19 protein-coding genes are annotated in these 23,407 nt (G+C 61.0%); 4 read left to right on the top strand and 15 right to left on the bottom strand.

Translation table 11 applies throughout. The annotated features are described in order from the left end of the window. Nucleotides 1-83: 83 nt before the first annotated feature. Nucleotides 84-1,439 carry a putative bifunctional diguanylate cyclase/phosphodiesterase gene (locus ACYJRZ_RS08955; protein ID WP_459458107.1) on the bottom strand — a complete coding sequence of 452 codons (1,356 nt, stop codon included), beginning with the start codon at nt 1,437-1,439 and terminating at the stop codon, nt 84-86. A gap of 127 nt (nt 1,440-1,566) precedes the next feature. Beyond that, nucleotides 1,567-3,300, bottom strand: coding sequence for a response regulator (locus ACYJRZ_RS08950; protein ID WP_459458105.1), 1,734 nt, complete (start codon nt 3,298-3,300; stop codon nt 1,567-1,569). 343 nt (nt 3,301-3,643) lie between these two features. Here ACYJRZ_RS08950 and mutL point away from each other — a divergent pair, with 343 nt between their 5' ends. Continuing rightward, nucleotides 3,644-5,476: a DNA mismatch repair endonuclease MutL gene (gene mutL / locus ACYJRZ_RS08945; protein ID WP_459458103.1), complete on the top strand. Its 1,833-nt coding sequence runs from the start codon at nt 3,644-3,646 to the stop codon at nt 5,474-5,476. 142 nt (nt 5,477-5,618) lie between these two features. After that, nucleotides 5,619-5,849 carry a DUF2093 domain-containing protein gene (locus tag ACYJRZ_RS08940; protein WP_015338954.1) on the top strand — a complete coding sequence of 77 codons (231 nt, stop codon included), beginning with the start codon at nt 5,619-5,621 and terminating at the stop codon, nt 5,847-5,849. Between the two features lie 29 nt (nt 5,850-5,878). Here ACYJRZ_RS08940 and lpxK read toward each other — a convergent pair whose 3' ends face one another. The 6 genes from lpxK to ACYJRZ_RS08910 all read right to left on the bottom strand — a co-directional run bounded on the left by lpxK (nt 5,879) and on the right by ACYJRZ_RS08910 (nt 11,749). Continuing rightward, nucleotides 5,879-6,928: a tetraacyldisaccharide 4'-kinase gene (gene lpxK, locus ACYJRZ_RS08935; RefSeq protein WP_459458101.1), complete on the bottom strand. Its 1,050-nt coding sequence runs from the start codon at nt 6,926-6,928 to the stop codon at nt 5,879-5,881. 84 nt (nt 6,929-7,012) lie between these two features. Continuing rightward, entirely contained in the window at nt 7,013-7,744 is a 732-nt protein-coding gene (locus ACYJRZ_RS08930; protein ID WP_459458099.1) for an HAD family hydrolase, read from the bottom strand. 12 nt (nt 7,745-7,756) lie between these two features. Further along, a complete protein-coding gene (gene waaA, locus ACYJRZ_RS08925; protein WP_459458097.1) occupies nt 7,757-9,076 on the bottom strand; it encodes a lipid IV(A) 3-deoxy-D-manno-octulosonic acid transferase in 1,320 nt (439 codons plus the stop codon). A gap of 179 nt (nt 9,077-9,255) precedes the next feature. Beyond that, nucleotides 9,256-9,501 carry a DUF4170 domain-containing protein gene (locus tag ACYJRZ_RS08920; protein WP_459458095.1) on the bottom strand — a complete coding sequence of 82 codons (246 nt, stop codon included), beginning with the start codon at nt 9,499-9,501 and terminating at the stop codon, nt 9,256-9,258. Nucleotides 9,502-9,562: 61 nt separating this feature from the next. Then, on the bottom strand, nt 9,563-10,369 hold the full coding sequence (locus tag ACYJRZ_RS08915) for a 3'(2'),5'-bisphosphate nucleotidase CysQ (protein ID WP_459458093.1): 807 nt from the start codon (nt 10,367-10,369) through the stop codon (nt 9,563-9,565). 24 nt (nt 10,370-10,393) lie between these two features. Next, nucleotides 10,394-11,749: a TldD/PmbA family protein gene (locus ACYJRZ_RS08910; RefSeq protein ID WP_459458091.1), complete on the bottom strand. Its 1,356-nt coding sequence runs from the start codon at nt 11,747-11,749 to the stop codon at nt 10,394-10,396. Between the two features lie 150 nt (nt 11,750-11,899). On the opposite strand from ACYJRZ_RS08910, the gene ACYJRZ_RS08905 reads away from it, so the two are divergent. Then, entirely contained in the window at nt 11,900-13,720 is a 1,821-nt protein-coding gene (locus ACYJRZ_RS08905) for a monovalent cation:proton antiporter-2 (CPA2) family protein (protein ID WP_459458089.1), read from the top strand. A gap of 57 nt (nt 13,721-13,777) precedes the next feature. On the opposite strand, the gene ACYJRZ_RS08900 is transcribed toward ACYJRZ_RS08905, so the two are convergent. The 3 genes from ACYJRZ_RS08900 to ACYJRZ_RS08890 are packed head-to-tail and all read right to left on the bottom strand — an operon-like array spanning nt 13,778 to nt 17,161. Continuing rightward, nucleotides 13,778-14,644 carry a patatin-like phospholipase family protein gene (locus tag ACYJRZ_RS08900; RefSeq protein ID WP_459458087.1) on the bottom strand — a complete coding sequence of 289 codons (867 nt, stop codon included), beginning with the start codon at nt 14,642-14,644 and terminating at the stop codon, nt 13,778-13,780. An 18-nt stretch (nt 14,645-14,662) separates the two neighbouring features. Then, nucleotides 14,663-15,229: a 16S rRNA (guanine(966)-N(2))-methyltransferase RsmD gene (gene rsmD, locus ACYJRZ_RS08895; protein WP_459458085.1), complete on the bottom strand. Its 567-nt coding sequence runs from the start codon at nt 15,227-15,229 to the stop codon at nt 14,663-14,665. A gap of 6 nt (nt 15,230-15,235) precedes the next feature. After that, complete coding sequence (locus ACYJRZ_RS08890) at nt 15,236-17,161, bottom strand: pseudouridine synthase (RefSeq protein WP_459458083.1); 1,926 nt, start codon at nt 17,159-17,161, stop codon at nt 15,236-15,238. Between the two features lie 71 nt (nt 17,162-17,232). On the opposite strand from ACYJRZ_RS08890, the gene ACYJRZ_RS08885 reads away from it, so the two are divergent. Beyond that, nucleotides 17,233-17,691 (top strand): nucleoside deaminase, encoded by a 459-nt coding sequence (locus ACYJRZ_RS08885; RefSeq protein ID WP_459458081.1) that lies wholly within the window; start codon nt 17,233-17,235, stop codon nt 17,689-17,691. 38 nt (nt 17,692-17,729) lie between these two features. Here the strand turns inward: ACYJRZ_RS08885 and ACYJRZ_RS08880 are convergent, their stop codons facing one another. The 4 genes from ACYJRZ_RS08880 to ACYJRZ_RS08865 all read right to left on the bottom strand — a co-directional run bounded on the left by ACYJRZ_RS08880 (nt 17,730) and on the right by ACYJRZ_RS08865 (nt 23,341). After that, nucleotides 17,730-18,365, bottom strand: coding sequence for a hypothetical protein (locus ACYJRZ_RS08880; RefSeq protein ID WP_459458079.1), 636 nt, complete (start codon nt 18,363-18,365; stop codon nt 17,730-17,732). A gap of 134 nt (nt 18,366-18,499) precedes the next feature. Next, nucleotides 18,500-21,382, bottom strand: a complete 2,883-nt coding sequence (ileS, locus tag ACYJRZ_RS08875; protein WP_459458077.1) for an isoleucine--tRNA ligase — start codon at nt 21,380-21,382, stop codon at nt 18,500-18,502. Between the two features lie 296 nt (nt 21,383-21,678). After that, nucleotides 21,679-23,154 carry a monocarboxylate uptake permease MctP gene (mctP, locus tag ACYJRZ_RS08870; RefSeq protein ID WP_459458075.1) on the bottom strand — a complete coding sequence of 492 codons (1,476 nt, stop codon included), beginning with the start codon at nt 23,152-23,154 and terminating at the stop codon, nt 21,679-21,681. Continuing rightward, nucleotides 23,144-23,341 carry a DUF3311 domain-containing protein gene (locus ACYJRZ_RS08865; protein WP_047627888.1) on the bottom strand — a complete coding sequence of 66 codons (198 nt, stop codon included), beginning with the start codon at nt 23,339-23,341 and terminating at the stop codon, nt 23,144-23,146. Before ACYJRZ_RS08865 ends, mctP begins: the two co-directional genes overlap by 11 nt. Nucleotides 23,342-23,407 lie beyond the last annotated feature (66 nt).

Below are 23,407 nucleotides of genomic sequence, written 5' to 3'. Positions count from 1 at the left end.
TATCGACAAAGGTCGGACGAAATACAGAAGCGGCGGCCTTCGAGCCGCCGCTTTCTTTGACTATTTCATGCTGTTTTTCAGGATCAAGCGATTTCGCGTTCGTGGCTCAGATCGAAGTAATGGGCCTGCAGATAACGAAGCGTTGCAGCGCTGTCGGCCGGCTTTCCGAAATAGTAGCCCTGCCCCATCGCGCAGCCCAGCGCTTTCAGCTTCGCCGCTTCCGCATGCTCCTCGATACCTTCCGCGACCACACGCAGGTCAAGCCCTTCGCACATGGCAAGAACAGCCTTGATGATATGTTCGGAAGCCCTGTCCGAATTCATGCGCGAGACAAAGGCCCGATCGATCTTCACCTTGTCGAAGATGAATTCGCGCAAGCGCCCGAGGCTGGACTGGCCAGTGCCGAAATCATCCAAAGAGATGCGCACGCCGACCGCGCGCAGATCCGCAATGATGCGATGGGCGGTATCGGCCGAGCTCATGACGGCGGTTTCAGTGATTTCGAGTTCGAGGCGATGCGGGTCCAAGCCCGCGCGCGTAAGGATGGCGAGAATGCTGCTGCTCGTCCCGGGGTCCATCAGCTGTGCCGAGGAGAGATTGAAGGACAGGAACAATTCGCGCGGCCACGAAAGTGCTGCTTCCGCAGCTTTTCGTAGCAAGGTTTCGGACAGTGCGTCGATGAAGCCTCGCTCTTCGGCAAGCGGCACGAAGACAGCGGGGGAGACGAAGCCGAGATCCGGATCGTTCCAGCGCGCCAGAGCCTCGAAACCGAGAACCATGTTATTGGCAAGCGAGACGATCGGCTGGAAGTGCACATCGATGGCGTCGGAAATGATGGCATTGCGCAGCGCCTGCTCGAGTTGCGTCGCACGCCTCATCTCCTGGGCAATCTCCCTGGAATAGACCGTGATCTGGCCACGGCCGCGGCGCTTGGAGCGATAAAGCGCCGTATCCGCATTTTTCAGGAGATCGTCGAACTCTTCTCCGGCGAAAGGATGGATGGCAAAGCCGAACGAGGCCGAAAGACGGACATTACGGTCTCCGAGATCATAGGGCGCCGACAGCACTTCGCGGATCATCTGCCCGAATTTCTCGGCACCGACACGTTCAAAAACAAGCGGCAGCACAAAGGCGAACTCATCGCCGTCATGACGCGTCACCAGCGCGCCATCGGGGATGCAGGCTTTGAGGCGATGAGCAACCTGGCAGAGAATCTCATCGCCCGCCTCGACGCCGAAGAGATCGTTGATTGGCTTGAAGGCATCGAGATTGACGATCCCGATCGTAAAAGGGGCGGGATCGCCGGCGCGTTCAAGTGAAAGCGCCCGCGCGCGCTCACGCATGCGATATCGATTGCCGAGCCCGGTAAGGGGATCGGTATAGGCAATTGCTTGCGGCTCTTGACTGACTGGCCCCGGCAGCATCTCAGTCGATTTCATATTTGGTTCCGACCTTTTCTCCACCCAGGGGAAAAGCATGCCGAGGAAGTCTTAACAAAGAATGCCAAGAGGACGGTCATTCAGCACCGGCGATAAGTTGCCGTCGGACATGATCTCATTGTAACATCTATCGATTTTGCGCCTTCAGGGCGGCGCGCATGTATTTCTGAAAGACGGTCTCGATGATGTCGGGGCTTACCGGCTTCAGAATGACATCGTCCATGCCGACCTCGGCGCATTCCTTGCGGTCACGCTCGAAAGCCTGGGTCAGGACGCCGATAATCGGCGTATGGGTGCCCGTGCCCTTTTCCGCGCCACGGATCAGCCGGGTGGATTCAAAACCGTTCAGCCCCGGCAACGAAATATCCATCAGGATCAGTTCAGGACGATGCTCTTGCCACAGGCGCACTGCCTCGTCTCCGCTTGCCGCGATCACATAGCTGTATCCCAGGCCCTCGAGGATCTGGGAGAAGACGATCTGATTGATGTCATTATCTTCGGCGACCAGAATTTGCGCCCGGCGCTCATCACTGGCCGCACGCCGCCATTCGGATGCAAGCCCCGGTTCGACGATCTCGCCCAGTTCGTCACGGATGTTGCGATTGAAATGACGCGCAATCAGGAAGGCAAGCTCGGTTGCAAGCTGCGATCCGTCCAACGAGAGCGCGGCGAGGTTCTGCCGTTCGGCCAGTTCGATGCCGCGTTTGCCAAGCTGGTTGTCGACGATAACCAGGTCGATCTTGACGCCATGCGCGCTCGCCACGTCCAGAAAAGCCGCCTCTTCGTTCTCGTTGTGCACGACACAAGCTTCGAAGCCGTATTTCTCGAGCGTCTTCAGAGCCGCCGTTTCGGCAGCGAAGTCCGGTGTGACTACCAGCACCTTGCGGCCGCTGAAATTCTCCGGAACGAAGGTTTCCATGGCGGCCGGACGGCGAGAAATGGTCTGCAGCGCAACCATCGGAACATAGGCGCGGCGATAGGAGCGATCGCTGTTTTCCCGGATGCTCGATGCCAGCGCGAACTCGTCGAAATCACCGCCATCCTTGGGTAAGTCCTGCATGGTGCTGACCAGGAAATAACGGCCGGGCTTGCCGATCCGCTGCTTACGGGTGACGATATCGCGCTCGACGCCGTCGCGGGCAATCTGACGCTGCCGGGTAATCGACATTTCGCCGGTTTCGATCACATGCCGGTCGCTCTCATGGAAGCGGTTGGCGAGGTCGGTGGAAAAGATATCGATGCTCTTTCGGCCGCGTACCTCGTCCGCCGCCGTCTGATACTTTTCGCAGAACGCCCGGTTGACTGCGACGTACACGAGATTCTGGTCCTTGACGAAAACCGGAAAGGGCAAATTGTCGAGAATATCCTCGGTCAGCTGCACGCGCTCCATGTCGACGCGCCATTGCTCTTCGCGTTTCCGGGCTTCCGAAACGTCGGAAATGATGCAGAAGCCGATGCCCGAAGATAGCCGTCGGTTGAGGACGCGCACCCAGCGGTCGTCGGCAAAATGCTCGGTGGTCTCGAAGCGTTCACGCCAATGGGTGGCTATGCGCTGCGATATCCAATCGTCGCGGCTCGCGGCTGTTTTGGTCTGATGCCGCTGATAGGCTACTCCAGTATCGAAGACGGCGCCCAGAAAATCGCGCAGCCGCGTGGAAGGCTGCAGGAAATCAGGCGCGATCGGGAAGAAGTTCAGAACCTGCCGGCTGGCGAACAACAAAAGGTCATTCTTGTCGTAAGCGAAAAAGGCGCTGGAAAGGCTATCGCAGAAGGCGTCGAAGAACATCGTCTGCAGACTGTCGCCGAAAGGCGCGCCAGCCGTCATCATTGCCACAGCTGCCTTTTCAATCTCGGCAGTCATTCGTCGGATTCCTACGCTCAACCAGTTTTACAACACGGCAAATCGACAAAGCGGCATTCGCTCTGCAGGCAAATTCGTGGAAGTTGCATGCTGGCCTGGATACTTGAAGCAGATGGCACCTGGCTCCATTTCGACCGATGGCCACCAACCTGCCATCGAGAGCCGTCAGCATGCACGAAACGTGCCACCCGCGGTCATTTCAAGTTCTGTCTCCGCAACCTGTCATCATTCCCTTAAACATTGATTAAATTTCTTAACAAAGCCGCGGACGGAAACGGGGAATCGCCACGGAAGAAGCGCCTTTCCTCTTCCCTCACGGCTGCGAATCCACGAGAATGCAGCCATGGCCATCAAGCAACTTTCCGAGACCCTGATCAACCAGATCGCCGCCGGCGAAGTCATCGAACGCCCGGCAAGTGCGGCCAAGGAACTGATCGAAAATGCGCTCGATGCCGGCGCCACGCGTATCGAAATCGCCACGGCAGGCGGTGGCAAGGCGCTACTCAGGGTGACCGACAACGGCTCCGGCATGGAAGAGGCAGATCTGGAACTTGCCGTTCGCCGCCACTGCACCTCGAAGATTTCCGAGACGCTGGAGGATATTCGCACCCTCGGTTTCCGTGGCGAGGCCCTGCCCTCCATCGGCTCGGTGGCGAAGCTTTCGATCGCCAGCCGCAGAGCGGGTGCGGCCGGCGGCGCTGAGATCGCCGTTGCCGGCGGCAAAGTCCTGCATTTGCGCCCGGCCGCCGCCAATCCGGGCACGATCGTCGAGGTGCGCGACCTGTTCTTCGCGACGCCGGCGCGCCTTAAATTCCTGAAGACGGAGAAGGCGGAAGCGGCCGCGATCACCGAAGTCGTCAAGCGCATGGCGATCGCCTTCCCGCGCGTGCGCTTCGTGCTGTCGGGCAGCGATCGCTCGACGCTGGAATTTCCCGCGACCGGCGATGACCATCTCGCCCGCATGGCACAAATACTGGGCGCCGATTTCAAGGACAATGCCATCGCGCTCGATGCGGTGCGCGAGGATGTAAGCCTCACCGGTTTTGCCGGCGTGCCGACCTTCAACCGCGGCAACTCGGCGCATCAATACGCGTTCGTCAATGGCCGGCCGGTGCAGGATAAGCTGATCCTTTCGGCGATCCGCGGCGCCTATGCCGAGACCATCCCCTCCGGCCGTTATCCTGTCGCTGTCCTTTCCTTGACGCTCGACCCAGCATTGGTCGACGTCAACGTGCATCCGGCGAAATCCGATGTGCGTTTCCGCGATCCCGGTCTCGTCCGCGGCCTGATCGTTGGCGCTGTGCGCGAAGCGCTGGCGCGCGAGGGCGACCGGGCGGCCACGACCGGCGCGGATGGCATGTTGCGGGCGTTTGCCGCCGGACGTTCCGCCTTTCAGCAGGGTTGGCGACCCTCGCCAGCCACGACTCCCTGGACGCCGGAAACTTCGCCATCTCGTCCCTATGAGCGAGCTGCAGCAGCGGCAGGTTACGGATTTGCCGAAAGACCGCAGGCCGCCTTCGAGGGACTTTCCATGCCCACCGCGCGCGCCGAAGTAGCATCCCCGGCAGAGCCAGCACGTGCCGAAGAACCCGCTCGCTTTCCGCTGGGTGCTGCCCGCGCCCAGCTGCACGAAAACTATATCGTCGCCCAGACGGAGAATGGGCTTGTCATCGTCGATCAGCATGCGGCGCACGAGCGGCTGGTGTTCGAGGCCATGCGCAAGGCCCTGCATTCGAAGCGGCTGTCCTCTCAGGTGCTGCTGATTCCAGAAATCGTCGATCTGCCCGAGGAGGATTGCGATCGGCTGATGGTGTTTGCCGAAGAGCTCGGCGAGCTTGGCCTCGCCATCGAACGCTTCGGCCCGGGCGCTGTCGCCGTGCGGGAGACACCGGCCATGCTCGGCGAGGTCGACGCGCAGGGCCTGGTCCGGCAGCTGGCCGACGAGATCGCCGAATGGGATACGGCCTCGGGCCTTGCCGCCAAGCTGGAATATGTGGCCGCGACCATGGCCTGCCACGGTTCGGTGCGGTCCGGCCGTCGCCTGCGTCCGGAAGAGATGAATGCACTTTTACGGCAAATGGAGGCGACGCCGGGTTCCGGACAATGCAATCACGGTAGGCCGACCTATATAGAGTTGAAGCTCACAGACATCGAGCGGCTGTTCGGGCGCAGCTGATCTCAGTCATTTCCAAAAGGAACCTCTCCGGGAAATAGGCTGGAAGTCGCGCCTGCCGCAACGATCTTTACCCGTCATATTTGACGCGCGCCGCTGTAGTGCGGTATGGCAAACAGATGAGACAGATCAAGGACAGCGTCAGATGAATCTTTTCGAAGGACATGGAAACCGCGAGGCGAAAATTCGCTATCTCGACGGCGATTTCCAGATCCTGATGCCGGGTTCCTATGTGGTCTGCGCGATGACCGGTAAGCATATTGCGCTCGATGAGCTGCGCTACTGGAGCGTTGCCCGGCAGGAACCTTATGCCGATGTTATCACCTCGCTCGAAGCTGAAAAGCGCGCCGGCGCGCTGCCCAATCAGAAGCGCTGATTTTCCACGCTGGATAACCAGACGTGGCCCTAAGCAGCTTTGCTATTGCGCTTTTCCCCTAAGCGCCGCTCGCGCGCGGCTGCAATCGCCCTATCGATAATCAAGGCTGGCGCCTGAGGATCATCAAAGACCATATCGATCTCGATCACCCTGCAGCACCGCAGCAGTTCGTCGGCGCGGCCATGATGGCCGATCAGGCGGACATAGTCCTTTGATGTGGTGACGATTTCCAGCCCTTCGCGCGAGGCTATGTCGAGCATGTCGGAGACATCGTCTTCGCCGGGATGTTCATGATCGCCGAAGCTGCGTGCGATTACGATGTCGGCCCCCAGCGTCTCGACGGTGCGGAAGAACTTGGCCGGATCGGCGATGCCGGCGAAGGCAAGCACCTTACGCCCGCGCAAATCCTCCTGCCCGCGCACTCTGACACTCGAGGAAAAGAAAGGCTTCCCAGCCCTTGCCGCCAGACGCACGACGCGATCAGCGGCAGTGCCCTCACCCACCTTCAAGAGAGCGGATGTATAAAGAAGCTGGGTGCGCAGCGGCGCGCGCACGGGACCGCCGGGAACGAGATGGCCGTTGCCGATGCCCCTGCCGGCATCGATCACCACAAGGGCATAGTCGATGGCGAGCTGTGCGCTTTGGAAACCGTCATCCATAATGATGAGATCTGCACCTTCGCGCACGAGCAGTTCCGCGCCATCGGCGCGGCGACGGGCAATGACGGTCAGCGCCTCGCGGGCAAGCAATAGCGGCTCGTCGCCGACGGCCGTGGCATGATGATGTGAAAGATCGACGATCGTGGTGACATCGAGTGAACCGCCATATCCCCGGCTGAGGAAACCAGGCTTCAGCCCCTTGGCTTTGGCAGCCTGAGCTAAAGCAAGCGCCGTCGGCGTCTTTCCTGCGCCGCCGACCGTGAAATTACCGACGCAGATAACAGGCACCGGCACGGAGGCGCGTTTGCCATGCACCATGCGATGTCCGGCGATACGGCCATATAGGAAAGAAAAGGGTGAGAGCCCCCAAGCACGCCAATCCGGCTTTCGCCACCAGAAAGGTGGGGCTTCCGATACCATGCGTCTAATCCAGCCCTATTCTTGTGCCCGCGACAAAGCGGCAGGAAAGGCCAAATTGCGTGAAAAAGCAAGCCATTGCCGGGATCAGGCCGATTGCGCCACAGGCATGAGCAGGCCTTCCAGCTCGGTAATGTCGTTGAGGCAATAGTCGGAGGCCGCTGTGAGCGTTTCGCGTGATCCCGTACCCGTCAGCACGCCTACGGTCAGGCCGACGCCGGCGTTGCGGCCCATATGGAGATCGTGATTGTTGTCGCCGACGACAGCGACCTGCGCGGGCGAAAGGCCTGTCGCGGCGTAAAAGCCGAGTACCATTCCCGGCTCTGGCTTGGTGCCGAAACCGCTGTCATAGCCGGCGATGTAATCGACATAGTCGATGAAGCCGAAGCGGCGCGCTGTCTGGCGAATGGAGCGCTCATTGTCGCTGGAGGCAACGCCCAGCTTGTAACCACGCCGATGCAGGCGCTGGAAGAAGGCGGCGAGATCGGTGACTGGCGAGGAGAAATCCGCTGCATGCGCAAAGAGCGCGTCGAGTTTTTCCACCAGCTCCGCGACCTCCACTTTCGAGCCGGCGGCCACCAGCCCCTCGGAAATCTGCCGGGTGTTCCCCGCTGCAAGCAGGCTATCCGGCACGATGTGGCCGGTGATCGGGTCCATGCCGCAGGCGGATAGAAGATGATCAGCTAGAATGAGGTCGTCCTGAGCAGCGATCCTGGCAAGCTCGCGATTGACCGGCAGCCAGCTCTGGTCATAATCGAGCAACGTGCCGTCCTTGTCGAAAAGAATGCCCGCAATCGCTCCCAGCTTGGCCGCTGTCATGCCCTTCCCTTCTTATCCGTTCGCCATCGTCTTCGGCATCAGCCGCGCCTTGACCGAAAGCGGATTGATATAGGGCTCCAGCCCCTTCACCGTTGCTGCCAGTGCACCACGCATTTCATGCACGGCAGCAAAGCCGGCGTCGATCATACCGCGTCGTGCCGTGTCGTTGGTAAGCAAATAATGCACGCCGCGCGCCAGCATCTCGGTATCGCGCACCATGCGCGCGCTGCCGCGGCGGGCGAGCAACTGATAGGAGTCGCGAAAATTCTGAACATGGCCGCCCGTCAGGATCGCGCAGCCAAGCATGGCCGGCTCGAGCGGATTCTGGCCACCTTCATTGAACAGCGACTTGCCCATGAAGGCCACTTCGGTCATGCGCAGGTAAAGCCCCATCTCGCCGATCGTATCGCCAAGAAAGACATCGACATCGGGAGAAAGGATATCATTGCGGGTGCGGCGCGCCACCTTCAAGCCCTGCTCGACGAGCATCGCCTCGATTGCATCGCAGCGCTCGGGGTGACGCGGCACGATGATGGTGAGTTGGCCGTTGTGCTCCTTGAGCATCGAATGGACGGAGGCTGCAGCGCCCTCCTCGCCCTCGAAGGTAGAGACAGCTGCCCAGGTCTTGCGGCTACCGATCTGCTTCAGATAATCGGCAAGCGTCGGCGCATCATAGGATGGCGCATCCGTATCCACCTTGAGATTGCCCGATTTGAGGACCTGCACGGCGCCGAGATCGCGGAAGCGTTCGGCATCGAGGTCGGATTGGGCTACGACCAGCGCCAAATTTTCGAACAGCGCCTCAGCAAGCGAGGGATGCCGGCTCCAGCGCGCGAAGGATCGATCCGACATGCGGGCATTCACCAGGATCTGAGGAATGCGCTCCCGGGCAAGCTCCATGACTGTTGTGGGCCAGATCTCGGATTCGGCAAAAATAGCGCAATCGGGCTGCCAATAATCGAGGAAGCGCTTGATGGCGGGCTTGAGATCGAGGGGAACATATTGATGGATGACCTCTTCGTTAAGCCGCTGCTGTGCGACCTTGGCAGAAGTGATCGTGCCCGTCGTCAGAATGACATGGATATCCCGGCGACGGATTTCTCGGATCAATGGAATGACGGCAGAGGTTTCCCCCACGCTTGCGGCATGGAACCAGATCAGCGGTCCCTGCGGGCGGTTGGCGCTCGCATAGCCCGAGCGCTCCAGCTTGCGGGAAGCATCTTCCTTGCCCTTCGCCGCGCGAACGGCGAGATAAGGCCCGATGAACGGATAAACGGCAATTCCGCCGAAACGATAGGCGCTCAAGGCGAGACGCGCCCTGAGGCTACTCATTTCGACCGCCTCCTATCCCAGCTGATCATCATCTATGCCAAATCCCGATTACCACGCGGCCGAATAAGCAGCCGAATTTTCGTTCTTATTGTGTCAAAGATACTGCTTCATGGCCGGATTTAAAGCGACAACGCTTCCCCGGATGGAGATATCAAATGCAAATTCGAAGTAGGGAGAACTCAGGATACCGCTTTTTCCTGCGGATCCAGCAAGCGATGCAGGTGGACAATGAAATAACGCATATGAGCATTGTCGACGGTCTGCTGTGCCTTGGACTTCCACGCCACCAGCGCGCTCGCATAGTCGGGATACATGCCGACGATATCGAGCTCGTTGAGATTGCGGAACTGGACCTCTTCGAGGTTTTCCAATTCACCGCCGAAGACAAGGTGCAGGAGCTGCTTTTTGCCGCTGGTATCAGTCATTTTCGTCTCTTTCTGCTGTCATCCCCCTCCGTCCTTCATCTGCGGGATTTTGACGGAAAGGTCAACCGTCTCGTCGGTTCGATAGTTGACGGAGAAACTCCGGTAATTGCGCTGCCGACGCACCGCAAAGTTCGTCATGCGATACTTCGGCGCGATTGTAGCTGAGGGTATTGCCAGAAAGGTCCACGAGCGCGCCGCCAGCCCGCTCCAGAATGAGATCAGCGGCGGCCAGATCCCAGTCATGCGAGTTGCGCTTGACGATCGTTCCCTCAAGCCTTCCATCCGCCACCATGGCGAGGCGATAGGCGAGCGAGGGAACGTGCTTCACACGCTCGACTGTCTTGCGAAAATCCGGATCGAAGCCCTTCAGCATCTCCTCGCCGGTCGCAAGACGATGGATGTCGTCGCCGACTCTCTGAGACACGCGGATCGGCTTGCCATTTTTCAAAGCCTCCCCTCCAGCCGTCGCGACGAAGAGCTCGTCCAGCGCCGGCGCATAGAGAACGCCCGCCACGGGCCGTCCATCGGTGACGACGGCAACGCTAACGCACCAAAGATCAAGGCCTGAGAGAAATCCTCTGGTGCCGTCGATCGGATCGACGACGAAGACGGTCGCGTGCTTCAGCCGCTCGGCGTCATCATCAGTTTCCTCCGAAAGCCAGCCATAATCGGGCCTAGCGGCGCGAAGCGTGGCGGCAAGGCTCTCATTCGCGGCGAAATCCGCGGCGCTGACAGGGGACTGGCCGTTGTTCTTCCACCAGACCTCCGGCGATTGCCGGAAGAAACCGAGAGCAATCTTGCCCGCCTCGAGCGCTGCACCCATGATGAGGTCCACATCGCTCAATTGGCCGGCCTTGCTATCGATCATTGAATAATTCCAATCTCCGCTCGTTTATCCGCGGCCCGCCAGCGTCATGCCCTCAATGGCAAGCGTCGGGGCAGCGACGCCGAAATCGCGGTCGATGTCGTTTGCCGGCGTCACCCGCATGAACATGTCCTTCAGGTTGGAGGCGATCGTCACCTCCGAAACCGGGAAGGTCAATTCACCATTCTCGATCCAGAAACCAGTAGCGCCACGGCTGTATTCGCCCGTTATCATGTTGACGCCCTGGCCGATCAGTTCAGTGACATAGAAGCCCGTACCGACGTTGCGGATCAGTTCCTCGGGCGAGATATCGCCGGGTTCCAGTGCAAGATTGGTGGAAGCAGGCGACACGGACGTCCCCCCGCGCACACCGCGGCCGTTGGTCTTCAGGCCGCCGCCGATTTCCCGCGCCGTCGCCGTGGACAGGAACCAGGACTGCAGCACGCCGTCCTCGATCATCACGAGCCGCTTGCCGGTTACGCCCTCACCGTCGAAGGGGCGCGAGGATGGGCCGCGCACGATCAGCGGATCGTCCGTAATCGAAAGGCCTGATTTCAATACCTGCTGGCCCATCTTGTCACGCAGGAAGCTGGTCTTGCGGGCGACGGATGCGCCATTGATGGCGCCGGCAATATGCCCGACGAAGCCGCGGGCGACACGGGGATCGAAGACGACGGTGACGTTCTTGTCCGTCGGAACCTGGCGCGGATTGAGGCGCTTGACCACCCTCTCGCCGGCGCGGCGGCCGATCTCTTCGGCCGCATCGAGATCGGCGAAATAGAGGCGACTGTCGAAATCATAGTCGCGCTCCATGCCGGTGCCCTCGCCGGAAATGACGCTGACGGAGCGTCCGAAGCGCGAGCCCATGTAATGTCCAGCAAAACCATGCGAGGTGACGAGCACGAGCCCGCCCATGCCAGCCGAAGCGCCGGCACCTGAAGAATTGGTGACACCCGGAACGGCAAGGGCTGCCGCCTCGGCCGCAAGGGCCGCTTCACGCAGTTGCTCCGTGGAAACCTCGGTCGGATCGAACAGTTCGAGATCGGGGTAGCTCTTGGCGAGATCCACCTCATCGGCAAGGCAGGCAAAGGGATCTTCCGGAGAAACCTTGGCCATGGCCACAGCACGCTCGGCAAGAGCATTCAGATCGAAGCCTGGATTGGCGGAAACACTGGCAACGCGGTTGCCGACAAACACTCGCAAGGAGAAGTCGTCGCTCTCGGAAGATTCCGTGCCTTCGACCTTGCCGAGACGGACGCTGACGGAATGGGCGCGCGACCGCACCACCACGGCATCGGCCGCATCCGCTCCGGCTTTCCGGGCAAGGTCGATCAACTCGCTGGCACGGGAAAGCAGAGTGGCGGAATCGATTTCAGAGGTCATGACTTGGCCTTTCCTTCGCGTTCCATTTATTGTGCACTACATAAAGCATCAAGGGCGGCAAAGCCGATTCTTGTTCTAATCTCTTCACGCATGGTTGTTTATCATGACCAAGCGTCGCAACACCGCCTGCCCCACGGAAAGAAACAGACGATGTCCGCCCCCAATACGCTTTTCACCGAAACCCTGCTGCTCCTCGGCGGCGCCGTCGTCACGGCGCCGATCTTCAAGAAACTAGGGCTTGGCACCGTGCTCGGCTATCTCGCCGCAGGCGTGGTGATCGGGCCGATTCTCCACAGCATCAGTGACAGCGAGGCCGTGCTGGCCGTCGCCGAACTCGGCGTCGTCTTCCTGCTCTTCATCATCGGTCTGGAACTGAAGCCGTCACGCCTTTGGCAGATGCGCAGGGATATTTTCGGCCTCGGCACGGCACAGGTGGTTCTTAGCGGACTTGCGCTGATGGTGGCCGCCTATTTCGGCGGCATTGCCGGCTGGAAGGGCAGCATCATCATTGGCTTCGGCCTGGCGCTTTCCTCGACCGCCTTTGCGATGCAAATCCTCGAACAGCAGGGCGACGTCAACACGAAATACGGCCAGCGCTCCTTCTCGATGCTGCTGCTGCAGGATCTCGCCATCGTGCCGCTGCTGGCGCTGATCACCGTTCTCGATGGCGCACAGGAAACCGCCAATCCCTTGCCAAGCCTCGCCATTGCCATCGGCGCAGTGGCAGCGATGATCATCGCAGGGCGCTATCTGCTGACGCCGCTGTTTCAGGTGATCGCACGCACCGGCGCACGGGAAGCGATGATTGCCGCCGCCCTGTTCGTCGTCATGGGATCGGCAACGCTGATGCAGCTTGCCGGCCTCTCCATGGCGATGGGTGCCTTTCTTTCCGGCGTAATGCTGGCGGAATCCTCCTACCGGCATGAGCTGGAAGCGGATATCGAGCCCTTCCGCGGTGTGCTGCTCGCCATTTTCTTCATCGCCGTCGGCCTATCGCTGAAACTCGACGTGATCCTGGACAACTGGGTGCTGATCGTGCTCGCGGTTCCGGTGATAATGCTCATCAAGGCGATCGTGATCTATGCGCTCTGCCGCGTCACAGGCTCCCCGCATGATGATGCCGTGCGCATTGCCGGCCTCCTGCCGCAGGGCGGCGAATTCGGCTTCGTGCTCTTCAGCGCCGCCAGCGCCAGCGGCGGGCTTTTCTCCGCCAATACGGCATCGACACTGATTGCCATCGTAACGCTGTCGATGGCGCTGACGCCGCTCAGTTCCGCGCTGGCAAAGCGAATGGTCAAGGGCGACGCGCAGGAAGAGCTGGACGAGGATTTCGAGGGCGCCGGTTCCGATGTGCTGATGATCGGCTTTTCGCGTTTCGGCCAGATCGCCGCACAGATTCTGCTTGCCAGCGGCCGCGACGTGACCGTCATCGATTTCTCCGCCGATCGCATCCGCCAGGCATCGAGCTTCGGTTTCCGTATCTATTTCGGCGACGGAACCCGCAAGGATGTGCTGCGCTCCGCCGGCATCGATCGTGCCAAGATCGTCGTCGTCAGCACCCATCAGCGGGAGATTACCAACAAGATCGTCGAGCTCGTGCAGACAGATTATCCGCATGCGCGCCTGTTCGTCCGCTCATACGACCGTATTCATTCGATCGAGCTGCGGCATAAAGGCGTGGATTATGAGCTACGCGAAACGCTGGAATCCGGTCTGCTCTTCGGCCGCCGCACCCTGGAAGCGCTCGGGGTCAGCGAGGCGGAAGCCTACGAGATTGGCGAGGACATCCGCAAACGCGACGAGCAGCGGCTTGTGCTGCAGGTTAGCGAGGGGCTGCAGGCGGGCACCGACATGCTCTATTCACGCCCCGTCAAGCCGGAACCGCTGGTTAAGCCGAAGCGTGCCGCCGATACCTACAGCGACGCCGACGATCTCGTCGTTCTGCCGCAAGAGGAGCCGGAGCGAGCTTAAACATCTTCGCTTCACGATTTCCGACGCAAGCCGCATCCCGCGCTTCTTGCCTGAACGCTAATTTTTCGCCGTCATAACTCGATCAAGCGCGAATTTCAGCTCGTCCTTGACGCCGGCCGACATGGCGAGGATATCGCGCGCCTTCAGGAAGTCGAGGACGCCGGTGCGGCCGATGGTGGGGCGCAGGAAGATTTGCGGCGCCTGCAGGCGCAGCTTCAAGGCAATATTGGACTGCATGGTGAGCTGGCCGGCACCGAACAGGCTCTCGATACGGTTCGGAACCTGTCGGCCACTGCCTTCCGGCCCGCCGACCACGTCGATGCCGATGATGATATCGGCAAGACCGGCCAAATGTTCATAAGGAACCGGATTCATGATACCGCCGTCGATCATCACGCGGTCTCCGAGCTTGACCGGCATGAATACGGCGGGAATGGCGGCAGAGGCTGCGAGCACAGGGAAGAGCTCGCCCTTCTCGATGACGATCTCCGTCTGATTGTAATAATCGGTCGTGACCACCTTCAGCGGGATATGCAGCTCGGAAAAGCTTTCCGGAATGGCCGGCGGCAGGAAGGTGCGCAGAATGCGTTCGAGATTGAACTGACCGAAGCGGATGCTGCGCATGCTGACCGGTCGCAAGCTCCAGATCTTGTTGAGAACGGCCGGGCGATTACCGACGGTTGCCAGCGTATAATCGCGGATCTCAGCGCCACTCATGCCGACGGCCATGGCCGCGCCCATGATCGAGCCGATGGAGGAGCCTGCTATGGCGACGGGGCGGATACCGAGCTCGTCCAGCGCCTCTATGATATGAATATGGGCGAGACCGCGCGCACCGCCGCAGCCGAAGGCGACTGCGACGCTCGGCGTGCCGGAGGCGGCGAGCGGATAGTCGCTGCCGACGAAATCAGCGTAATCGCCCATAGTGTTCTCCTTCCTCCGTCAGGCCGCTAGCGGCTGATAACGGAAGAAATGCATCTTGCTGTCGCCGAAGGTTCGCTCCTCCAGAAACAGGAAATCCGCCGGCGCTGCAACTGTGACATCGGCACGCTCCTCGAGGATTGCCAGAGCGCCCGGCACTAGCCAGCCACCGGCGGCAGCGGCCGCGAAAGCCTTCTCGCCCAGCCCCTTGCCGTATGGCGGGTCGGCGAAGAGAAAATCGAAGGGCTCGAGATTGCCGACACTGCCGAGATCCGTCGCATCACGGCGCAGCATGCGCGTGCGGCCGTGCAGGCCGAGCGCATCGATGTTTTCCCAAAGAAGGCCCCTGCCCTCGACACTGCTTTCCACGAAGAGCACGTGGCGGCAGCCCCGTGAAGCTGCTTCCAGCCCCACGGCGCCGGTGCCGGCAAACACATCCATCATCCGCGTGCCGTCGATGGCTTCCGGATAGGCGTGGTTCAGAATGTTGAACAGGCTTTCGCGCGTGCGATCCGCCGTCGGACGAATGTCGTTCGACTTCGGCGTTGCAAGCGAGCGACCGCGAAACTCACCGCCGACGATCCTCACCGCGCGTCAGCCCCTGCCACCCTTGGGGCCGCCCCTGCCGGAGCCACCCCGACCGGAACCGCCACGCGGACCGCCGGATGGGCGGCCTGCGCCGCCGGGCTTGCCGCCAAAGCCGCGCGAACCACCGGGTTTTCCGCCCGGCTTGCCGCCAAAGGATTTACCGCCGCCGGGCTTCTTGCCGAAGGGCTTGCCGGCCGGCCGGTCACCGAAGGACCGTTCGCCTTGAGGGCGATCACCGAAGGGTCGGTCACCACGGGGCGGGCGATCACCAAACGGACGATCCCCCTGCGGGCGAGCCCCGCGGGGGCGTTCCGAACGCTGCTCACCGCCGAAAGACTTGCTGCGCGGACGCTCGTCCCCCTCGGCGCGCGGACGCCGGTCGCCACGGGGTTTATCGCCGAAAGGCCGGTCGCCACGCGCGGGCCGATCTCCAAAAGAACGTTCGGAGCGGGATTCCCCCTGGAAGGATTTCGCACGAGGACGATCGCTAAATGCTCGCTCGCCCCGGGGACGGTCGCCAAGCGGACGATCCCCACGAGCGGGACGATCACCCTGCGGGCGATCGCCGCGCGAGCGCTTGCGATCAAATCCCTCGTCATCGCCACGCGACCGGCGCGGAGCTTCCTCGCTCGAACGGATCCATTCGCCATCGCCCTCGTCGACACGATTGATGCGGACGCGCGGGCCTTCGTCCGGTCGGTCGAAGCTGCTGCGCTGCGGGCGCTCGATCTCGCCGCGCCGGGAGGCGGTCTTTGCATTCTTTGCGGCCTTTGCTGCCGCCTTTTCGCCAAGCGGGCGGGCGCCCGGCGCCATCCAGACATTGGCGCTGCGACGCGGGCCTAGCGGCTGGCGCTTCGCCCGGTCGCCATCCTTGTGACCACCATCGCGGCGATCGTCACGCTTGGCATCGCGTTTGGTATCGAGACGGCTGAGCGCTCGCTCGCGCTTGTCCTCGGGACGCTCTCGGCGCGGGCGTTCTTCCCTGGTAGCTCGCGCCGGTTTTGCTTCCGCCTCTTCGGGTTCGGCCACGGCCGGGGCGTTATAGAGCGGCGCATCGAAATTCGCCTTGGCATCTTCGACTAGGCGCGGACCGAGCTGGTCGCGCAGCGTGCGGCCGCGCACCTCGAGCACATGACCCTCCGGCAACTCGCCGAGCTGGAACGGGCCATAGGAGATGCGGATCAGGCGGTTTACCTCGAGACCAAGAGCGCCGAGCACGTTCTTGATTTCGCGGTTCTTGCCTTCGCGCAGGCCCATGGTGATCCAGACGTTGGAGCCTTGGGTGCGATCGAGCGTCGCATCGATCGAGCCGTAAAGCACGCCGTCGACGGCAATGCCTTCCTTCAGCTTATCGAGCGCTTCCTGATCGATCTCGCCATGGGCTCGGACGCGATAGCGGCGCAGCCAGCCGGTCGTCGGCAATTCCAGAACGCGGGCCAGACCGCCGTCATTGGTCAGCAGCAACAAACCTTCGGTGTTGATGTCTAGGCGGCCGATCGACATGACGCGCGGCAGCTCGTCCGGCAGATTGTCGAACACGGTAGGGCGGCCCTCAGGATCGGCATTGGTGGTCACCAGACCTGCGGGCTTGTGATAGAGCCAGAGGCGCGTGCGCTCTATACCGCGGATCGGTACACCGTCCACCTCGATCTTGTCTGTAAGGGTGACGTTGACCACTGGCGTATCGAGCAGCACGCCATTCAGCTTGACACGGCCATCGAGGATCATACGCTCGATATCGCGGCGCGAGGCCACACCAGCGCGCGCCATCACCTTGGAAATGCGCTCGGCCTTTCCATCCTCGACTGCGCTCTCATCCGCAACCTTGACGGCTACGGCCTTCGCAGGCTTCGCGCCATCGCGTTTTATCGTCTTCTTGTCGCCAGCAAAGGGTTTAGACCCAGGCCGCTTGGGCTTGTCATTCATCGTCATTTGTTGTTTGCCTGAATTTTTAACGCGTGTTCCTATCAGGTCACGCCCTTGCGGTTAAGTGGAAAACTTGAATGGCGGCTACAAATCAATTCATGGAGCTTGCTTTGACCGAAGCGCGCCGTGCCGGAGAGCGTGGCGAAGTGCCGATCGGCGCCGTAGTCGTGCTCGACGGCAAGGTCATCGCCACCGCCGGCAACCACACCCGTGAGCTCAACGACGTCACTGCACACGCCGAAATCGTCGCCATCCGCCTAGCCTGCGAGGAGCTGGGCCAGGAACGTCTTGCAGGCGCCGATCTCTATGTGACGCTGGAACCCTGCACCATGTGCGCCGCCGCCATTTCGTTCGCGCGCATCCGCCGCCTTTACTATGGCGCCGAAGATCCGAAGGGCGGCGGTGTCGACAATGGCGTGCGTTTCTATCGCCAGCCAACCTGCCATCACGCGCCGGAGGTCTATTCCGGCCTCGGCGAGACCTTATCCGCCGATATCCTCAGAGGTTTCTTCCAAGCGAGACGCTTCGAAGACTAAAAAAGCGGCGGTTTCGATGCCGCCGCCTTGAAAGCTTTTTACTGGAAGGGCTTCCACCAGCTGCTGTTGCTGGTCTGCTGCGCGGCCTCGGCATCCTTCTTGCGCTTCTTCTCCTTCTTCGACTCCGGTGTGCCGAGATCGTTCAAAGCGGACTGATCGGATACCTGGCGATATTGCTGCGGCGGGTCAATCAAATAGCGGCGCTGATCGATATAGCTGCCGGCCTGATCCTGGCGGGCGGCGCGATAGGCGGCCGTCTGCTGCGCTTCGCTCAGATGATTTTTGGCGCTGTCGGCCTGAGCCAGTGGCGAACGATAGTTCACATCGTTCTTTTTCGCGTCGGCTTCCGCAGCAAGGCGCTTGCGGGCATCTTCGGGCGATTCCAGCCAGGCCGGGTTGTCCTTGCTTGCAAGAGACTGCTGTGGCGTGGTGAGGTTGTCGCGATCCTTGTCAGAAGGCAGAACGAGACCCGGGCGGTTCGGATACTTCACGCCCTTGTCCTTCGGCGTCGCGGCGGAAACGGAGGCGATGTCGCCGAGGTCATCGAGGAGCTGGACTCCGGCCGTCTTGTCGGTGCCGTAAGTCGGGCTGCTAAGGCAACCGGACATGGCGCCGCAGCCAACCACAAGTGCCGCCAAGCTGACGCCGACACGAACCTTATGCATCGCTCTCATGAAAACCCTTCCCAGCCATGCCGGAATAAACGCAATAGGACCCCATTTAACGGCAACTGCCGTAAAATTCTGGCCATTTTCAGGCAGCTTTTACCGGATGAACGCCGCAAAGGCAATTCATCCGGCAATTTTCTTCAGTTGATAGCCGCAAGCTCACGGAGTGCCGCAGCGTCGCGCGCCGAGACGTCCGGGTATTCCGGATCGGAGCCGACATCCGTGGTGATGCGCCAGGAACGGGCGCACTTCCGGCCTTCGGCAAGCTTGGGCACGACGCTGACCTTGGCATCGTCGTCGAGGCGGAAGGCATCCGCAGGACCCTGTTCGCCCAGAATGGTGATATCGGAGGTGATGCAGATTTCCGAGAAATCCTGCCCTTCGAGCACCTTCAGCAGCTCGGGGTCGGCAACGTAGACGACCGGGGCGGCTTCCAGCGAGGAGCCGATCCGCTTGTCCTTGCGTTCGATTTCCAGAGCGCCGGTGACGACGCTGCGCACGGCGCGGATCTTCTTCCACTTCTCGGCCAGCGCCTCGTTTTTCCACTCGGCCGGAACGGTGACGAACTGCTCGAGATGAACCGAGACCGCCGACGGATTGCGCGACAGCCACGCCTCTTCCGTGGTGAAGGGCAGCATCGGCGCAAGCCACGTCACCATGCAGTCGAAGATCGTGCGGATGACGGCGAGCGAGGCGCGGCGGCGCAGGCTCGACGGGGCATCGCAGTAGAGCGCATCCTTGCGGACGTCGAAGTAGAAGGCCGACAGCTCGACATTGGCGAAATCGATCAGAGCGCGGGCAATGCGCTTGAAGTCGAAGGCGTCGTAGCTTTCACGCACCAGCTCGTCGAGCTCGGCGAGACGGTGCAGCATCAGCTGCTCCAGCTCCGGCATGTCGGCATAGGCGAACACTTCGCCCTTGTCGTGCGCCAGCGTGCCCAGCATCCAGCGTATGGTGTTGCGCAGCTTGCGATAGGCATCGACATTGGTCTGGATGATGGCCTTACCGACGCGCAAGTCCTCAGAATAGTCCGAGGTCATGACCCAGAGACGAAGGATGTCGGCACCCGCATCCTTCATCACCTCTTGCGGCGAAGTGACATTGCCCTTGGACTTCGACATCTTCTCGCCCTTCTCATCCATGGTGAAGCCATGGGTGAGGACGGTATCGTATGGTGCACGGCCGCGCGTCGCAGCACTTTCGAGCAGCGACGAATGAAACCAGCCGCGATGCTGGTCGGAGCCTTCGAGATAGAGGTCGGCCGGCCATTTGAGGTCCGGGCGGTCTTCCAGTGTGAAAGTGTGGGTCGAACCGGAATCGAACCACACGTCAAGGATGTCCATGACCTGCGTCCAGGGCTCGTTGGCCTTCTCGCCGAGAAAGCGCTCGCGTGCGCCTTCCGCGAACCAGGCATCAGCACCTTCCTGCTCGAAAGCCTCAAGGATACGGGCGTTGACGCGATCGTCCTGCAGGATGTTGCCCTGCTCGTCGACGAAGATCGCGATCGGCACACCCCAGGCTCGCTGGCGAGACAGCACCCAATCCGGGCGTTGTTCGATCATGGCGCGCAGGCGGTTCTGGCCGGCAGCCGGCACGAAGCGGGTATCGTCGATCGCCTTCAGGGCGCGCGAACGCAGCGTCGAACCGTCCGCGAAGTCCTTGTCCATATAGACGAACCACTGCGGCGTGTTGCGGAAGATGACCGGCTTCTTCGACCGCCAGGAATGCGGATAGGAATGCTTCAGTCGGCCGCGTGCAAACAGCGTGTTTGTCTCTATCAGCGCCTTGATGACCAGATCGTTGGCATTACCCTTCTTGCCGTTGTCGTCCATGACGCGGCCGCCTTCGAAACCCGGGGCATCGGCTGTATAGAAGCCTGCATCATCGACCGGGAACGGGATGGCGGAGGAGATACCGCGCTTTTCGAGATCGCGTGCATGCGACATCCAGGCGTCAAAGTCCTCGCGGCCGTGGCTTGGCGCCGTGTGCACGAAGCCCGTGCCGGCGTCGTCGGTGACGTGATCGCCATCTAGAAGCGGCACCTTGAAACCGTAGCCGAGCAAGGCGAGCGGATGGGCACAGGTGACCGCGGCCAGATCGGCAGCGGTTACGTCGCTGAGGCGCCTGTACTGCAGTTTTGCCTTGGCAAAGGATTCCTCGGCGAGCTTGTCGGCAAAAACCAACTTCTCGCCGGGACGCGGGCCGAAATCATTCGCTGCTTCCGTGACCTCATAGAGACCGTAGGACACCCGCGATGAATAGGCGATCGCGCGGTTGCCCGGGATCGTCCACGGGGTGGTCGTCCAGATGACGACGAAGACGCCGGCGAGATGCGTCGGACCTTCAGCCACCGGGAATTTCACCCAGATCATGTCGCTCTCGACATCGGCATATTCGACTTCGGCTTCGGCGAGCGCCGTGCGCTCGACCACCGACCACATGACCGGCTTCGAACCGCGATACAGCTGACCTGTCTTGGCGATCTTCAAGAGCTCGCCGGCGATGCGGGATTCCGCATGAAAGTTCATGGTCAGATAGGGATTGTCGAAATCGCCCGTGATGCCCAAGCGCTTGAACTCCTCGGATTGGATCTTGATCCAGCCGGCGGCAAAGTCGCGGCATTCCTGGCGAAACTCGTTCACCGGAACCTCGTCCTTGTTCTTGCCCTTCTCGCGGTACTTCTCCTCGATCTTCCATTCGATCGGCAGACCGTGGCAATCCCAGCCAGGAACGTAGTTGCTGTCATAGCCGCGCATCTGGAACGAGCGGGTGATGACGTCCTTGAGGATCTTGTTCAGCGCATGGCCGATATGGATGTGGCCATTGGCGTAGGGCGGGCCGTCATGCAGCACGAACTTTTCGCGGCCGGCGGCGGAAGCGCGCAGCTTCTTATAGAGGTTCATTTCCTCCCAGCGCTTCACCAGTTCCGGCTCCTTCTGCGGCAGTCCGGCGCGCATCGGAAAATCGGTTTCCGGCAGGTAAAGGGTCTTGGAGTAATCCATCTTTTCAGCGGTATCGGTCATAGTCGTGACAATTGCCTCGGTGTCTCGGGCGTCTTGCGCCTGAATTGGCGCAGCCATATTGGGAATTTTCGGCGGCGGAAGCGCCCTGCGAACAGGCGCCAAGAACCCGGACCTTCCGGCAGCTTAAAGCGCGCGGAAGGCCGGGCCAATAATTCGTATCGAGTGGCTCAGCCGAAATTGGGTCATGGTTGCCGGTTCATAGGCGTTTTTTCCAAGGAAAGGAAGAGGAAACAACGCAGCCGGCATAGAGAATGGCCGCGGACGTTTCCACCCGCGGCCATTAGGCATTGTTCGGATCAGGCCCGTGCCGCTGCCCGCGCCGGTACGACCGCGTTGACGATGACAGCCACGACGATATTGGCAAGGAGCGCCAGCAACCCCGTGTAGACGGTGAAGCCGGTTTCGCCGAGCGGAACCATGTGCAACGGCTTCCAGCCGGCGTCCCACACCAGATAGGTGCCGCCAAAAAAGCCGACGAACCAGCCGGCGAGCAGAGCCGGTGCGCGGAACCATTTGGTATAGAGGCCAAAGACCAGGGCTGGCAGCGTCTGCAATATCCAGATGCCGCCGAGCAGCTGCAGATCGAGCGCGAACTGCGTCGGCAGGAAAATGATGACGAGAAGCGCGCCGACCTTGACGACGAGCGAGGTCATCTTGGCAACCTTCGCCTCGCCGGCATCGGAAACCTGCGGGTCGACATAGGCCTTCCAGAAGTTGCGGGTGAAGAGGTTGGCAGCGCCAATACTCATCACGGCCGCGGGAACAAGCGCGCCGATGGCGATGGCCGCGAAGGCAAAGCCAGCAAACCAGCTCGAGAACAGCGTCTGGAACAGAGCCGGTACCACGTCATTGGCGCTGTCCAGCTTCAGATTTGCCGCGTGGCCCATATAGCCGAGCAGGGCCAGCAGCCCGAGCAGCAGCGTATAGGCTGGCAGCAGTACCGCATTCTTGCGGATGGTGTTGCCGCTGTTGGAGGCGAAGATACCGGTCAGCGTATGCGGATACATGAAGGCCGCCAGCGCCGAGCCGAGTGCCAACGTCGCGTAGGCGACGTACTGGTTGCCGCCGAGCAGCAGGCTACCTGCCCCCTTGGCCTTGAAATCCGCATCGGCGGCCGCGAAGACATTGGCGTAACCACCGAGTTTCGCCGGAATGAGCGCGATGGCCGCGATCACCACGATATAGATCATGATGTCCTTGACGAAGGCGATCAGTGCCGGCGCACGAAGGCCGGCTGAATAGGTATAGAGCGCCAGGATGATGAAGGCGACGGCGAGCGGCAGTTCGCCATGAAGTCCGAGCGCCTTGAACACCGCCGTCATGCCGACGAGCTGCAGGGCGATATAGGGCATAGTCGCGATAACGCCCGTCAGAGCAACCGCCAGTTCCAGCGCCCGCGAGCCATATTGACCATGCACGACATCGCCCGCCGTGACATAGCCGTAGTCCTTCGCACGCCTCCAGAGAAGCGGCATGACCATGAAGACGAAAGGATAGACGACGATCGTATAGGGCAGCGCGAAGAAGCCATAGGCGCCGACCGTGTAGACCAGGGCCGGGACGGCGATGACGGTGTAGGCGGTGTAAAAATCGCCGCCGACGAGGAACCAGGTGATCCAGGTGCCGAAGGTGCGGCCGCCGAGACCCCATTCGTCGATATGGGCAAGGGTTTTCGGCCGGCGCCAGCGGGCAGCGACAAAGCCCATAACAGTCACGAGGGCCAGGAAGAAGATGAAGACGGCAAGAGCTGTCGGATCGATATCAGTCATCATGGCGCATGCTCCGATAGGCGATCCAGGTCAGGATAGCGGTGATCGGCACCCAGGCCAGCTGATACCAATAGAAAAAGGGGAAACCCAACAGCACCGGATCGTGGCTGTTGTAGAAGGGAACCCAAAGCAAACCAATGTAAGGAATGACGAGCAGCCAGCAGGCCGCCGTTCCGAAACGTTTATCCATCCCATTCGCCTTTCGGAAAACGGGCGCTGCGACTCGCGCCCTACGATGTAGGTATTGCAACATCTT

It is taken from the genome of Rhizobium sp. No.120 (assembly GCF_054558365.1).
Note: the sequence above shows the minus strand (reverse complement) of the source record. Positions and strands in the feature narration are given on the sequence as shown.

What these genes read in the sequence shown, in the direction of transcription:
- ACYJRZ_RS08955 (WP_459458107.1), bottom strand. Translation starts at nt 1,439, where the DNA reads ATGAAATCGACTGAGATGCTGCCGGGGCCAGTCAGTCAAGAGCCGCAA.
- ACYJRZ_RS08950 (WP_459458105.1), bottom strand. Translation starts at nt 3,300, where the DNA reads ATGACTGCCGAGATTGAAAAGGCAGCTGTGGCAATGATGACGGCTGGC.
- mutL (WP_459458103.1), top strand. Translation starts at nt 3,644, where the DNA reads ATGGCCATCAAGCAACTTTCCGAGACCCTGATCAACCAGATCGCCGCC.
- ACYJRZ_RS08940 (WP_015338954.1), top strand. Translation starts at nt 5,619, where the DNA reads ATGAATCTTTTCGAAGGACATGGAAACCGCGAGGCGAAAATTCGCTAT.
- lpxK (WP_459458101.1), bottom strand. Translation starts at nt 6,928, where the DNA reads ATGGTATCGGAAGCCCCACCTTTCTGGTGGCGAAAGCCGGATTGGCGT.
- ACYJRZ_RS08930 (WP_459458099.1), bottom strand. Translation starts at nt 7,744, where the DNA reads ATGACAGCGGCCAAGCTGGGAGCGATTGCGGGCATTCTTTTCGACAAG.
- waaA (WP_459458097.1), bottom strand. Translation starts at nt 9,076, where the DNA reads ATGAGTAGCCTCAGGGCGCGTCTCGCCTTGAGCGCCTATCGTTTCGGC.
- ACYJRZ_RS08920 (WP_459458095.1), bottom strand. Translation starts at nt 9,501, where the DNA reads ATGACTGATACCAGCGGCAAAAAGCAGCTCCTGCACCTTGTCTTCGGC.
- ACYJRZ_RS08915 (WP_459458093.1), bottom strand. Translation starts at nt 10,369, where the DNA reads ATGATCGATAGCAAGGCCGGCCAATTGAGCGATGTGGACCTCATCATG.
- ACYJRZ_RS08910 (WP_459458091.1), bottom strand. Translation starts at nt 11,749, where the DNA reads ATGACCTCTGAAATCGATTCCGCCACTCTGCTTTCCCGTGCCAGCGAG.
- ACYJRZ_RS08905 (WP_459458089.1), top strand. Translation starts at nt 11,900, where the DNA reads ATGTCCGCCCCCAATACGCTTTTCACCGAAACCCTGCTGCTCCTCGGC.
- ACYJRZ_RS08900 (WP_459458087.1), bottom strand. Translation starts at nt 14,644, where the DNA reads ATGGGCGATTACGCTGATTTCGTCGGCAGCGACTATCCGCTCGCCGCC.
- ACYJRZ_RS08890 (WP_459458083.1), bottom strand. Translation starts at nt 17,161, where the DNA reads ATGACGATGAATGACAAGCCCAAGCGGCCTGGGTCTAAACCCTTTGCT.
- ACYJRZ_RS08885 (WP_459458081.1), top strand. Translation starts at nt 17,233, where the DNA reads ATGGCGGCTACAAATCAATTCATGGAGCTTGCTTTGACCGAAGCGCGC.
- ACYJRZ_RS08880 (WP_459458079.1), bottom strand. Translation starts at nt 18,365, where the DNA reads ATGAGAGCGATGCATAAGGTTCGTGTCGGCGTCAGCTTGGCGGCACTT.
- ileS (WP_459458077.1), bottom strand. Translation starts at nt 21,382, where the DNA reads ATGACCGATACCGCTGAAAAGATGGATTACTCCAAGACCCTTTACCTG.
- mctP (WP_459458075.1), bottom strand. Translation starts at nt 23,154, where the DNA reads ATGATGACTGATATCGATCCGACAGCTCTTGCCGTCTTCATCTTCTTC.
- ACYJRZ_RS08865 (WP_047627888.1), bottom strand. Translation starts at nt 23,341, where the DNA reads ATGGATAAACGTTTCGGAACGGCGGCCTGCTGGCTGCTCGTCATTCCT.